The 12,999-nt window shown below is 54.2% G+C and carries 12 protein-coding genes; 1 reads left to right on the top strand and 11 read right to left on the bottom strand.

What is annotated here, in order from left to right; genetic code table 11:
- Nucleotide 1: 1 nt before the first annotated feature.
- Nucleotides 2–1,171, bottom strand: a complete 1,170-nt coding sequence (locus BUA49_RS09250; RefSeq protein ID WP_267283709.1) for an MFS transporter — start codon at nt 1,169–1,171, stop codon at nt 2–4.
- Between the two features lie 117 nt (nt 1,172–1,288).
- A complete protein-coding gene (locus tag BUA49_RS09245; protein WP_072796869.1) occupies nt 1,289–2,215 on the bottom strand; it encodes a DMT family transporter in 927 nt (308 codons plus the stop codon).
- A gap of 114 nt (nt 2,216–2,329) precedes the next feature.
- Between BUA49_RS09245 and BUA49_RS09240 the strand changes: the two genes are divergently transcribed.
- A complete protein-coding gene (locus BUA49_RS09240) occupies nt 2,330–3,193 on the top strand; it encodes a LysR substrate-binding domain-containing protein (protein WP_072796868.1) in 864 nt (287 codons plus the stop codon).
- A 27-nt stretch (nt 3,194–3,220) separates the two neighbouring features.
- On the opposite strand, the gene BUA49_RS09235 is transcribed toward BUA49_RS09240, so the two are convergent.
- The 9 genes from BUA49_RS09235 to BUA49_RS09195 form a co-directional block, all read right to left on the bottom strand.
- Nucleotides 3,221–4,444 (bottom strand): CaiB/BaiF CoA transferase family protein, encoded by a 1,224-nt coding sequence (locus tag BUA49_RS09235; protein WP_072796867.1) that lies wholly within the window; start codon nt 4,442–4,444, stop codon nt 3,221–3,223.
- Nucleotides 4,445–4,467: 23 nt separating this feature from the next.
- The gene (locus BUA49_RS09230) at nt 4,468–5,931 is read right to left on the bottom strand and encodes an NAD-dependent succinate-semialdehyde dehydrogenase (protein ID WP_323807515.1); all 1,464 of its coding nucleotides are present in this window, start codon (nt 5,929–5,931) and stop codon (nt 4,468–4,470) included.
- Between the two features lie 27 nt (nt 5,932–5,958).
- Entirely contained in the window at nt 5,959–6,651 is a 693-nt protein-coding gene (locus tag BUA49_RS09225) for a TetR/AcrR family transcriptional regulator (protein WP_072797797.1), read from the bottom strand.
- A gap of 45 nt (nt 6,652–6,696) precedes the next feature.
- The gene (locus tag BUA49_RS09220) at nt 6,697–7,401 is read right to left on the bottom strand and encodes an ABC transporter ATP-binding protein (protein ID WP_072796865.1); all 705 of its coding nucleotides are present in this window, start codon (nt 7,399–7,401) and stop codon (nt 6,697–6,699) included.
- Nucleotides 7,398–8,180: an ABC transporter ATP-binding protein gene (locus BUA49_RS09215; protein ID WP_072796864.1), complete on the bottom strand. Its 783-nt coding sequence runs from the start codon at nt 8,178–8,180 to the stop codon at nt 7,398–7,400. Before BUA49_RS09215 ends, BUA49_RS09220 begins: the two co-directional genes overlap by 4 nt.
- Entirely contained in the window at nt 8,177–9,124 is a 948-nt protein-coding gene (locus tag BUA49_RS09210) for a branched-chain amino acid ABC transporter permease (RefSeq protein WP_072796863.1), read from the bottom strand. The genes BUA49_RS09215 and BUA49_RS09210 overlap by 4 nt, the downstream gene beginning before the upstream one ends.
- Nucleotides 9,121–9,990 carry a branched-chain amino acid ABC transporter permease gene (locus BUA49_RS09205; protein WP_072796862.1) on the bottom strand — a complete coding sequence of 290 codons (870 nt, stop codon included), beginning with the start codon at nt 9,988–9,990 and terminating at the stop codon, nt 9,121–9,123. The genes BUA49_RS09210 and BUA49_RS09205 overlap by 4 nt, the downstream gene beginning before the upstream one ends.
- A 78-nt stretch (nt 9,991–10,068) precedes the next feature.
- Nucleotides 10,069–11,292 carry an ABC transporter substrate-binding protein gene (locus BUA49_RS09200; RefSeq protein ID WP_072796861.1) on the bottom strand — a complete coding sequence of 408 codons (1,224 nt, stop codon included), beginning with the start codon at nt 11,290–11,292 and terminating at the stop codon, nt 10,069–10,071.
- Nucleotides 11,293–11,383: 91 nt separating this feature from the next.
- The gene (locus BUA49_RS09195) at nt 11,384–12,997 is read right to left on the bottom strand and encodes a long-chain-fatty-acid--CoA ligase (RefSeq protein WP_072796860.1); all 1,614 of its coding nucleotides are present in this window, start codon (nt 12,995–12,997) and stop codon (nt 11,384–11,386) included.
- Nucleotides 12,998–12,999: the final 2 nt, after the last annotated feature.

Here is a 12,999-nt window from a genome sequence, read left to right as displayed (position 1 = left end):
CTCACCCAGGAGTGCCAGGCTCGGAATCCCGGTGTCGGGTTTGTAACCGGAGCAGTACAACGGCCACCAGTGCTACAAACATACCCGAAAGCCCGAACGAAACGCCAAAGCCACTCGTACCAAGAACTGCGCCGAACATGAGAGGGGCAAGAAAGTGAACAGCCCGATTGGCCATCAGGCGCATACCCAGAGCGCCGGACCGCTGCTCCCGCCTTACACTCTCTGCCAGAACCACCATCGACAGGGGTTGCGTGAGACCTCCGCCCAACCCCACCAGAACTGATAACAGCGCAATAGCAGGCGCATTCACCGCGAATCCCAAGCAGGCCAGTCCCACAGACACCGTGCACAGCGCCAGGATTGTTGCTCGCTCGCGTCCGCCAACGGCGCCAATAATCCGGGGAATAAACGGCCGTATCACCATGGAAACACCGGATCTCAGGCTCACCAGCACGCCGATCATCACAGCGCTCATTTCCAGGCTATCAAGATAGACGGGCAAATAACTGCCGTAGATGCCCAGAGCAAACATGCCCGCGACCGTAATTGCGATAGAGACCTGAACGCCGGTATTGCGGCGCATCAGTGAGGCCTGGGCACTGAAACCGGTCTGTTTGCCGGTCACCGACATGCCCAGAGTCGCATCACCGGTCAGCGCAAGGCCTGCGAGCCCGCCCAGTAAAGCAATACCGGCCATAACCAGAAACAGATTATCGACGCCACCCACCCAATGAATCCAGCCCCCTGCCAGCAAGGGGCCAATCACCTGCCCGCCAGACAGCCAGGTGGCATACCAGCCAAAATAGCCTTCCAGCTTAGGCCCGGCTGCCAGCGATGAGATAATCGTCTGGGCCGACAACACCATCTGAAGGTGCGCCAGCCCGACTAATAGCTGGCCACCAATGAGCCCGTAATAGCCAGGTAAAACCTGCATCAGCAGCAGCCCCGCAGTCATCAGAAGCGCGCCTGCCAGCAGCGTGATCCGGCCACCATGGCGCGCCACCACGCCGCCAAGAGGAATGGCCAGCAAAAAAGGAAGCAGGTACTGAGAACTCAGAACAACACCCAGCATAAGGGGCGAAGCTCCGAGCTCAAGGCCGTAGACCGGCACGGCTACCAGCAGCATCGAATAAACAACAAAGCAGAAAGTGAGCGATACACACACGGCCACGAAGTTCTGGCCAGCTTCATCAGCCGGCCGTCTCAGGAGATTTTGCAGCGTTGGTCTTTTAATAGGTCACCGGGTTGCAGCGATAAATCCGTCAACATGCAGTCTATTACTTTTGCATCAACATTTCAGACGATCATCGCCCCGCTTCATGGATGCTACAACCGATCCGGCAACCACCAGCAGAGCCGCAAGTGGTAACCGCCAGTCCGGAGCCGTAACGCCGGCAATCACCAGGAATGCAGCCGCCAGCACCGGCACGCCATAGGCAAGGCTGCCCACCAGCGCTGCCGGCCCGTTACGCAGCGCCAGGTCCCATGCCACCATGGCAATCCCATAAGGCCCAACGCCAAGAGCAATGCCGGCAACAAGAGCCAGGCCGGATGGCAACCCGAAAGCACTGCCGGAAAGAACATCCGCTATCCCTGCTCCCACAGCCGCCAGCAGAAAAAGGCCGGGCATAATTGGCGCAATTGCAACGGGCGCCGCCTGGCAAATCCACGAATACAATGCCCAGCAGCAACCCGCCATCAACGCCAGCGCATACCCTGCCATGTATCCTGAAGCTCCCTCACTCCCCGCTTCCGAGGAAAGTAACACCGCAGCGCCAGAGAATGCGATGAGTGCGCCACACAGAACAGGAAGCGGAATCCTGCGATGGAAAAGCCACTGGCTCATCACAATGAACATGACCGGCCAGGTATAGGTAATCAGCGCTGCCTCGGCGGTCGGCGCCATTCCAATCCCCGTCAGATAACCGCCAATAGCCCCAAGTATCAACGCCGGCACCAGGCCATAAATAGCCAACTTCCATTTCAAAGAAATCGGCGCATTAGCCTTCTGGCGACCTTGATTTCGCCACGAGCGGATACTTGTGGGCAGAGCCGCTAACGCACCACTCAGAAGAGCAATAGCAGTGAGCTGGAAGGGCGGTACCGAACTTGCCAGGTCCACCAGCAAAGGCGCGCCGGACCAAAGCACAACGGCAAAAAGAGCAGCGATAATACTGATAAAAATTGGACGAGAGGGGCTTGTCAATATGCGCACTATCGATACTCCTGTTGCTGCGGGTGAATTGGATTCGACAGTCACAGGCTATACACCTAAGATTCATCACAACATCAATGGTTTTTGATAGGTAACATCAACAGGATTGATACATTGAGAACGCGCGTACTCGACTTGAACATGCTCCTCACGCTGGTGACCATTGCAGACACCGGAACCGTGACGGCAGCAGCGGAGCGCCTGGCCTATACCCAGTCCACAGTGAGCATGCAGCTGAATCGCCTCGAAGCCGCGCTCGGCGTTCCGCTTCACGAAAAGGATGGGCGACGCATTCGGTTTACGGCCGAAGGCCAGAAGCTGGTGGGGTACGCCAGAAAGATGCTCGAACTGAATAATGAAGCCGTTGATGACGTACAGCAGCGCCAGATCTCCGGGCAGCTGAACCTCGGCATTCCGGAGGATTATGCGTTCCTGCTGACCTCGGTACTCTCTCACTTCAACCGACTGTTTCCCGCTGTGCAGTTACAGGTTACCTGCAGATCAAGCGTCGAGCTGGTAAAGCAGGTACAGGCGGGAAACATGGATCTGGCGGTGGTGACCCGCCAGTCACGATCCCCGGGAGGCGAAGTCATCCGGCGCGAGCCTCTGATGTGGGCCGTCGGCGCCAACGCCCAGCCATCGCTAACCGACCCGATACCTCTGGCACTCTACTCCCCCGGCGCCGACGTATTCCGGGAGGTTGCCGAGCAGGCTTTGGCAAACGCAGGGCGGGATTGGCGAATGGCCTATTCCAGCCAGTCAATGACCGGCCTCATGCCGGTAGTCGCAGCAGGGCTGGCAGTGGCTGTTATCACGCGGAATATGCTCACACCCCAGCTGCGAGTGATCGACGAACGCAGCGGTATGCCTGCGTTACAATCCGTGGAGATTGCCCTGCACCGGCCATCCGGCAGGCCTTCGGAGCCGGCGAAGCAGTTGGCTGAGCTGATTCGAAGTCATTTGTCGACGGCGGAGTAAACTGAATGCACGATCCAACTCACCGCGTCATGAAATAACATGACTCGCCCTAAGTGCTTCAATCTCCTGCTCAGAAAGGCCGATAATTCGATGCAGGATTTGAGCCGACTGCTCCCCCAGGAGTGGCGGTGCCCTGCGATACTCCACGGGCGTCAGTTTCAACTTGATCGGATTTGCGACCGTTGGCACCATTCCCAGGTTCGGGTGAGCTATCTTCTGGCACATCTCTCTTGCCACAACCTGTGGGTCGTCAAATACCTGATCTATTGTGTTTACGGGTCCGCAAGGCACTCCTGCACTTTCCAGGACATCAACCCACTCCCGGGTTGAACGCATGACGGTCGCCTGTCTCAACTTGGGGATCAGCTCTTTCCTATTAGCCACACGGGCCCGGTTTGTCGCAAACCTTTCGTCGATGGCCCACTCAGGATTTCCGAGCACCTCACAAAGCCGAGCAAATTGCAGGTCGTTGCCGACCGTCAGTACCATGTTGCCGTCTGCCGTTGGGAAGTCTTCATAAGGGACAATATTGGGATGAGCATTTCCCATTCTGGCCGGCGCTTTACCCGTAGTCAGGTAATTCATCGCCTGGTTAGCCAAACAGGCTACCTGAACGTCCAGCAGCGCGGTCTCTACATGCTGCCCCTCTCCCGTCCGGTCCCTGTGGGTAAGGGCGGCAAGTACACCGATGGTGGCATAGAGCCCGGTCATAATGTCCGTCAATGCTACCCCTACCTTCATTGGACCAGACCCGGGCTCACCGTCAGGGTGCCCGGTGATACTCATCAATCCACCCATAGCCTGAATCAGAAAATCATAGCCGGGCCGATTTGAATAGGGCCCGTCCTGACCAAACCCCGTAATCGAGCAATAAATCAGTTTCGGGTTGATGCGTTGCAGGCTCTCGCAGTCCAGACCGTATCGCTTGAGACCACCCACTTTGAAGTTTTCCAGCACCACATCTGACTCGGCTACCAGCCTACGAATCAGCTTCTGCCCTTCAGGATGCGTCAGATCAATGGCAAGGGACTGCTTATTGCGATTGGCACTCAGGAAATAGGCAGAAATCTCGGCGCTGCCATCATCCCCCTGAAAAAAAGGCGGGCCCCACGAGCGTGTGTCATCGCCGGTTTGTGGTCGCTCCACCTTGATGACATCTGCTCCCAGATCTCCCAAGATCTGGGAGGCCCAAGGGCCAGCCAGAACTCTGGAAAGATCAAGTACACGAAGGTGAGACAGGGAGCCTGACATCCAATTTTCCTTTAGTTGGGCACCTAACGCATGCCACCGAGGCAGAGGTATTTGAGTTCCATGAACTCATCCAGGCCGTATCGTGAACCTTCCCGGCCCAGACCGCTTTCCTTAACACCGCCAAAGGGCGCCGCCTCTGTAGAAATAATCCCGTCGTTGATACCAATCATGCCGGTTTCAAGAGCCTCGGCCACATGCCATATGCGTCGTACGTCATTGCTGTAGAAGTAAGCAGCCAGACCAAACTCCGAATTATTGGCCATGGCAATCGCCTGCTCTTCAGTGTCAAACCGAAACAGCGGTGCCACCGGGCCGAACGTCTCTTCACTGGCCACCACCATTTCCTGTGTTACATCGGTAAGGATGGTCGGCTCGAAAAAGGTTCCGCCAAGCGCGTGCGCCTTCCCCCCCAAAACGACTTTCGCTCCCTTAGCCGTCGCATCGGAGATATGCCGCTCAACCTTGTCCAGAGCCGCCTGATTGATCAGCGGCCCCTGGTGGGTCTCACCTTCGAGACCGGCACCGACAACCATCTTGCCGACAGCCGTCTTCAGTTTCTCAACAAACGCATCATAGACTCCAGACTGGACATAGATACGGTTGGCGCAGACACAGGTCTGCCCGGTGTTGCGATATTTGGATGCCATAAGCCCGGTTACTGCCGCATCAAGATCGGCATCGTCGAAAACGATGAATGGGGCATTGCCACCCAGTTCCAGGCTCACTTTCTTGACAGTGCCACTAGCCTGGCGCATCAGCAACTTACCAACCGGCGTTGAGCCGGTGAACGATACTTTGCGAACGATTGGGTTGGTCGTTAACTCTTCACCCACCTCCGGCGCTCGGGCTTTAGAGCAGGTTATGATATTGAAAATTCCTGGAGGAACCCCCGCCTCCTCAGCCAGCACTGCCAACGCAAGGGCGCACAAAGGGGTATCTTCAGCAGGCTTGACGACAACCGGACAACCGGCCGCAAGCGCGGGAGCTACCTTGCGAGTAATCATAGCCACTGGAAAGTTCCATGGTGTGATCGCTGCCACCACCCCTATAGGCTGCTTAATGACTATAATCCGCTTATCCCGGCCGTGACCGGGAATCACATCGCCATAGGCCCGCTTGGCTTCCTCGGCAAACCACTCAATGAAACTCGCTCCGTAGCCTACTTCACCCCGTGCTTCCGCAAGCGGTTTGCCCTGTTCGGCGGTCATCAGTCGAGCCAGGTCTTCCTGATGATGCATAACCAAATCAAACCACCGGCGAAGGATACCCGCACGCTCCTTAGCTGTTCGGGCGCGCCACTCAGGCCACGCAGCCTCCGCCGCTCGGATTGCCAATACCGTGTCTTCCGCGCCCATGTCTGGCACTGTGGCCAGGCTCTCTCCATTCGCAGGGTTGATAACTGAGAAAACCTTACCGGATTGGGCCTGAACCCACGTTCCGTTGATGTAAGCGCTTTCACACAAGAATTTCGGGTTTGCCAAACTAATAGTCATCACAGTCCTCACAAGGGAAAATCAACGTTTCCAGAGCAAATAATTTTCAATCACATCCCTGACAAATACAGCGTAGTCATCAACGCCAATATTTTGATCACGATACTTTCGGCGTTTCAAATACCAATCCTGCAACAAGGCTTTTGTCATCAGGGAAACCAAACGGGCGTTTTTGGCTTCGTATATCTCTGCTTTTATGCCGTCTTCAATCAAATTCAGAAAAATTTCCTCAATTTCAAGCTCGATCGCGACAGCGTCGCGCTTTTCCGGAGCCGGCAAACTTTTTGCCTCCATGTAAGAAAAATAGAACCAGGCCCGCATTTGTTCGCTCAGATACAGGTGCGCCTTGATGGCGGCGAACAATCGATCGCGTATATCCTCGACCTGACTCGTGTAATGGAGAAGCGTTCGGCGCGTGATAATAAAACCATGGCTTTGAATCAGATGAATCAGGTCGGCTTTGTTACTAATGTAGGCGTATAACCCACCCATGCTCATCCCTGAATCCGCGCACAAATCCCTCAATGTCATCGCGTGAAAACCCTTGGAATTAGCCAAGCGAAGCGTTGACTCAATGATCCGTGTCAGATTCTTGACCGCAGTTGCCTCCTTTTTGATGCTGATACGGTCTTTGTTCTGACGGTAAACATCACGGATCACATCCTCCTTCGACAGGCTCAGTTCACTGCGGAATGCTTCATAGTCTTCAATCATAATTGCCACGCATATCTGCTCCTTCAGCGGTTATCCCAGGCCAGATTACGCGACCGACAAGAACCTTTCCTGAGTTGCCTGATCAGCTCGCAGCTCGTCACTACTGGCCTGATGGACAACCTGCCCCTTTTCCAGGATGTAGGCGCGCTGGGCATGTTTAAGTGCGAATTGAACACTCTGGTCAGTGAACAGTATGGTCGTGGTTTGACTAAGATCGTCAATCAGCTCCCCAATCTGCTTCACAATAACGGGGGCCAACCCCTCGTTGGGTTCATCCAGCAACAGCAGTCTTGGCTGAATCATCAGCGAACGAGCTACTGCCAGCATTTGCTGCTGTCCGCCGGACAAAGTAGCTCCGTCCTGATCTTCTCGCTCTCCCAGCATTTCGTATTTCCTGAGGATATTGTCCACTGTCCAACGGGCGGCACTCCCCTTGCGCTGATAAGCGGCCACTTCGAGGTTGTCCCGGACACTCAGGCTGGGAAAAATCCGGCGATCCTCCGGCACATAACCAATGCCTGAACGGGCAATTCGGTGCGGCGGCAAACCCTGAATCTGCTTGCCGTCGAAAATCACTTCACCGGACCGCGGAGGCGTTAAGCCAATAATACTTTTCAGTGTTGTACTCTTTCCTGAACCGTTACGGCCTAGTAGACAAACAGTCTCACCCTCTTCCAGCTGAAGAGTAACGCCCTGAAGCGCCTGGCTTTCGCCATAGAACGTCTGGATATTGCGAACATCAAGAATCATGCGCCGGTCTCCTCGGTCACTTCGTCTTCTTCCTCACCCAAGTAGGCACGCCGAACCTCCGGATGGATCTTCACTTCAGATGGAGTGCCAGCAAACAACTTTTCGCCACGGTGCATCACCAGAATACGATCCGCCACATCGAAGACCACATCCATATCATGCTCAGTGATCAGGAACGTATAGTCGCCACTCTCTGCCAGACTCTTGATCAGCCGTGTGGTTCGCCGGGTTTCATCCGGCGTCATTCCCGCAGTAGGCTCGTCCAGCAAAACGAGTTTTGGTCGCGTTGCCAGAACCATCGCTATCTCCAACAGACGCTTGTCACCATAACTGATGACCTCGGCACGTTGATTCTTGAGGCTATCGATACCCAGGCGCTTGAGGAGCTCGACCGCCTCCTGCTGAATACCGGTATTGCGAGACGCAACATTAAACAGCTTGCGACTATGGCCATGGTAGGCCGACAACACGACTTCGACGTTTTCCTGAACCGTCATCTCAGGAAAAATGTTGTTGATCTGGAAAGAACGTGAAACTCCCAATCTGCTAATTTTATGGGGCGGCAGACCAGTGATGTCTCTACCATCAAGCGTGATACTGCCCTCAGAGGGCTGCATACGGCCAGAAACCATGTTGTAGAACGTCGTCTTGCCAGCGCCGTTGGGGCCAATGATGGCCATGGTTTCCTTCGGCATAACTTCCAGATTGATGCCCGAGACCGCTGCGTTTCCGCCAAACCGTTTGGTAAGATTCGATATGGTGAGAATTGGATTAGTCATTTCTTTATCTCCATCCACCAGTCAAGGACGGTACCCAGCAAGCCCTTGCGGAAGAAAATAACCATCAGGGCGAGAATGATACCGAGAACAAGCATCCAGGACTCTGTAAAGCTGGTGATCCAGGTTTCCAGCAGCACAAACACCGCAGCGCCAATGAACGGACCCAGAAAATAGCCGGTACCACCCAGGATAGCCATCAGTATCGGCTCCGCAGACATCGACCAATGCAGCAGTTCGGGGCTCGCTACGCGAAGGAACGGAGCAATCAAGCCACCTGCCAGGCCAGCAAAAGATCCTGCAATCACGAAGGCCGCCAACCGATAAGTGCGCACATTCAGACCAGCAAATGACACCCGCTCGGGATTCTGGCGAATAGCTCTCAGGATCATGCCGAATGAACTGCGACAAATCAGATATAGCACCGCCGAGGCAATGGCAACGATTGCCAACACCACATGATAATAGACAGCTGGATTCCCCAGAGTCAGATCAAGCCCGAGACCGAATGAGCCCAGAGAAAAGCCAGCCAGCCCATCACTGCCATTGGTGACAGAGCGCCACTGGTATGCAATAGCAAAAACCATCATGCCAAAGGCCAGGGTCAGCATGGCGAAATACACTTCATTCAGCCGGACGCAGAAAAAACCAATGACCAAGGCCAACAGAGCGGAGACACCCATGGATACCAGAAGGCTGACGACGAACGGCAACTCCAGATGTATTAACACCAGTGCCATAGCGTAGGAGCCGATACCGAAGAAGGCGGCATGGCCGAAACTCAGCATTCCTGTATAGCCAAAAATGAGATTAAAACTGGCGGCGAACAAACCCAGAATAAGAATTTCGGTGAAAATGAAAACATAAAAATAAGAGGCAATCCAAGGCACCGCAATCAGCCCAGCAATCACCAAAGCCAGCAAGGCCCATAAAATCCTGATCTTCATGCGGCCGCCCCTTTACCCATAATGCCATTAGGTTTGAACAACAGAACCAGCGCCATTCCCAGGAATGGCAAAAGCATGTTCACCTCAGGAAAATAACGACCACCAAAGCCATGGATCAGCCCAAGAATAATGGCCCCGAGCAAGGCGCCTGGAAAACTTCCAAGACCACCAATAACCACCACAATAAAGGATTCGATAATAATCTTGTCGCCCATGCCGGGATCCAGTGCACGCATCGGTGCGGCAATCACACCGCCGACAGCCGCAAGCCAGGCGCCAAAGGCAAACACACCGGTCACCACCAGCCGGGTATTGATACACAAGACCTCTGCCATATCGCGGTCCAGCGCGGCAGCACGCATGATTCGACCGATTCGGGTCCGGTTAAACAGGAACCAGAGCCCAGCCAGTAGCACCAGACCCATGACAATCACAAACAGGCTGTATGTCGGTATGGAGCTACCGATAATATCAATCGACCCGGCCAGCAACTGCGGTGGCTGAACGACCTGAATTCCACTCCCCCAGATCATTCGCACGCTCTCGTTAATGATTAACAGAAGCGCGAAAGTGAGTAACAAGCTGTCTCCTATATCCCTGGAATAAATATACCGTAATAAAAACCGGTCAATGAGGACCGCCAATATAGCCACGCCAAGCGGAGCCAAGAGCAACGCTGCCCAGAATGGCATTCCTACTATGTTGATCAGGGTAAATGCCAGGTACGCCCCCAGCATGTAGAGCGCTCCGTGAGCAAAGTTGATGATGTTCAGAACACCAAACACGATATTAAGTCCCACTGCGATAATGAACAGCAGAAGCCCGATATCAAGACTATTCAACAACGCCGATCCGATGCCAGACATGGAATACCTCGTTTCGTTAGGGCCGGTGCCGTGACGCACCCAATGGGCGCCACGGCAATCGTTCAGGCAATCTCTAGTTCAGAGACTGCAACCGGTCTCTTCGATAGAACGGGCCACATCTTCGCCGTCAAAGATCTGCAGATCAGTCAGTGTGCGGATACCATACTTAGAATTCATTGGGCCTGAAATACCCCAGTTCGGACTGACCATTGCCTGGTTATCGCCTTTGCGGAACGTAATCGTGCCGTTCGGGGCTTCCATGCTCATCCCACTAAGTGCCTTTGCAACTGCGGGGCCATCAGTAGTGCCCGCTGCTTCCATTGCCTTTTTATAGGCATAAATAGCTGCATAGGCACCTTCAGCGTTATAGCTGGGCGGGACGCCGTAGGCATCGATATACGCCTTAACAAAGTGGACATTGACGTCGTTATCATAAGCGTCGTACCAGTACCGGGTAGAAAGGTGAACGCCTTCCGGCATCTCGTCGCCAAGAGCAGATAACACTTCGGTCGCTGCACCCACGGTAAACAGCAGTTCATAGTCTTTTTCAAAGAATCCGCGATTGTTGGCCTGACGAACGAAGTTGACCAGATCGCCACCCCAGACAGAGATAAGAACACCGTCAGCATCAGAGTCCATAACCCGATCAATGAACGGAGTAAAATCTTCAGCTCCAAAACGCGGGAAATTGGTCTCCGACATCAGGTTGACATCAGGCTTGATGTCTTTCAGGTAGTTTCCGAAGAACTCCCAGGACTGGTGACCAAAAGCATAGTCCGGGCCGATAGTCGTCCAGTTAGTGGCATCAAGTTTTGCAGCCACCAGAGCAGCTGCCTTCATATTCTGGGCAACGTTTACGCTGATACGGTAGGTAAGCGCATTACACAGTTTTCCGGTAACGTCGGGCGTGGCTGCGTGGGTAATAATGAGTGGTTTCTGCAACTCGGGTATTGTCGGCACCATGCCCTGGGCAACACCGGAACTATCCAGCCCTACCAAGGCGTCAACACCTTCGGAGTAAACTAATTTCCGGGCTGCTTGTATGGCCACCGACGCTTTACCCTGGCTATCTTCATAGACCATCTCGACTTGACGGCCCAAAATTCCACCAGAACCGTTGATTTCATCGACCGCGAGGTTAATGCCCTTCTGGGCAAACTCACCATAGGTCGCAGCGCTGCCAGAGAGAATGTAGATTCCCCCTATACGGATTGGCTCTTCCGCGTAACTGGTGCTTGCGGCACCAATCGTAGCGGCTGCGGTCATCGCAACCAGGATTTTTTTTGCGCATATTTTTATCATTGTAATGCCCCTTCGTTGTTGTCATTGTTTTTAATGGTTAAAAAACCTTCTGGACGCTATCGCAACCTCCTTCTGACCGCGGTCAGACCTATCATGGGACCAACGAATCCCGGAGAATATTTTTGCGGATCTTCCCTGTGGCGGTTTTCGGCAACTCACCAAACACCACCTTCCTGGGCGCCTTAAAATGCGGCATGTGCTCCCTGCAAAAAGCTATAATGTCTTCGGATCTAATCTCTTCACTATCTTCAATCAAACTGACAAAAGCACAAGGTACTTCGCCCCACTTTTCGTCAGCCATTGCTACTACAGCAGCCTCGGAGACCTGCGGGTGCCGGTAAAGCACTTCCTCAACCTCAAGGCTGGAGATGTTCTCTCCGCCGGATATGATGACATCCTTGGCCCGGTCCCGAATCTCGACGTAGTGGTCAGGGTGCATGACCGCCAGGTCGCCCGTGTGAAGCCAGCCATTACTGAAGGCATCGGCCGTGGCTTCCGGATTTTTCAGATAGCCCTTCATCACGGTGTTTCCCCGAATACAGATCTCACCCATGGTTTTGCCATCAGCAGGCACGGATTCACCACTGACAATATCGAGAACAGCGATCTCATCCAGCCCATGTGTGGAAACGCCCTGACGGGACATTTTCAATGCTCTTTGTTCCAGCGGAAGGGCCTGCCACTCGGGCTGAGGCACGCACAATGCGGACGGGCCAAATGTCTCGGTTAAACCGTAAAGGTGAGTAATCTGAAAACCGATCTCTTCCGCTTTTCGAATCACACTGCTCGGGGGCGCGGCACCACCCAAAGCGAACTGGGTCGAACGGGACAGCTTCAGCTCCTCTCGCCCGAGCTCCTGCAGCAACATATTCATTACCACCGGCGCCCCGCACATATGAGTCACTCCGTAAGTCTCGATATGGCGATAAATTTTCATCGGATCCACGTCCCTGAGACAAACGTGGGTTCCACCCACTGCCGTTATCGCCCAGGTGTAGGCCCAACCGTTGCAATGGAACATCGGAAGAGTCCACAAGTAGACCGTCTCAGGCGTCATTTGAAACACCATGGAGTTGGTCATCGCGGCCAGAAAAGCACCACGATGGTGGTAAATCACACCTTTCGGATTGCCCGTGGTACCCGATGTGTAGTTCAGAGCAATAGCATCCCACTCGTCACTGGGACGCTGCCAACTGGCCTCCGCATCCCCCTCTAGCAGGAGGCTTTCATAGTCCTGTTGCGCAAGCCCATCACTCACGCCTGCTTTACTCTCGATAGAAATCAGAAGCGGCGGCACTTCCAGCTCCGAGACCGCAGCACGCACCACATTCTCCCAATCTGTGTCATAGAACAGAACACGGGCCTCGCCATGCCCCAAAATGAAAGAGAGCGTTGCGGCATCCAGGCGAATATTAATCGTGTTGATGACGGCACCTGCCATCGGCACAGAGTAGTGGGACTCAAGCATCTCGTGGCTATTCGGGCTTAGTATGGCGACCGTATCCCCAGGGTTAACACCTCTGCGCCTCAGCGCATCGCCCATTTGGCAGCAGCGCCGGTATAGCTCTCCATAGGAAAGCTCCAGGTCGACATCGATTACGGCCTGTTTATCCGGATACACGGTTGCCGAGCGCTGCAGCAACGTAAGTGGCGTCAGTGCTGAAAAATTTGCGCGTGTTCTGTCGAACTTTTTGTACTTATCCATGC

The organism is Marinobacter antarcticus (assembly GCF_900142385.1).
Lineage (GTDB): Bacteria > Pseudomonadota > Gammaproteobacteria > Pseudomonadales > Oleiphilaceae > Marinobacter > Marinobacter antarcticus.
Note: the sequence above shows the minus strand (reverse complement) of the source record. Positions and strands in the feature narration are given on the sequence as shown.

What these genes read in the sequence shown, in the direction of transcription:
- BUA49_RS09235 (WP_072796867.1), bottom strand. Translation starts at nt 4,444, where the DNA reads ATGTCAGGCTCCCTGTCTCACCTTCGTGTACTTGATCTTTCCAGAGTT.
- BUA49_RS09225 (WP_072797797.1), bottom strand. Translation starts at nt 6,651, where the DNA reads ATGATTGAAGACTATGAAGCATTCCGCAGTGAACTGAGCCTGTCGAAG.
- BUA49_RS09220 (WP_072796865.1), bottom strand. Translation starts at nt 7,401, where the DNA reads ATGATTCTTGATGTTCGCAATATCCAGACGTTCTATGGCGAAAGCCAG.
- BUA49_RS09215 (WP_072796864.1), bottom strand. Translation starts at nt 8,180, where the DNA reads ATGACTAATCCAATTCTCACCATATCGAATCTTACCAAACGGTTTGGC.
- BUA49_RS09210 (WP_072796863.1), bottom strand. Translation starts at nt 9,124, where the DNA reads ATGAAGATCAGGATTTTATGGGCCTTGCTGGCTTTGGTGATTGCTGGG.
- BUA49_RS09205 (WP_072796862.1), bottom strand. Translation starts at nt 9,990, where the DNA reads ATGTCTGGCATCGGATCGGCGTTGTTGAATAGTCTTGATATCGGGCTT.
- BUA49_RS09200 (WP_072796861.1), bottom strand. Translation starts at nt 11,292, where the DNA reads ATGATAAAAATATGCGCAAAAAAAATCCTGGTTGCGATGACCGCAGCC.
- BUA49_RS09195 (WP_072796860.1), bottom strand. Translation starts at nt 12,997, where the DNA reads ATGGATAAGTACAAAAAGTTCGACAGAACACGCGCAAATTTTTCAGCA.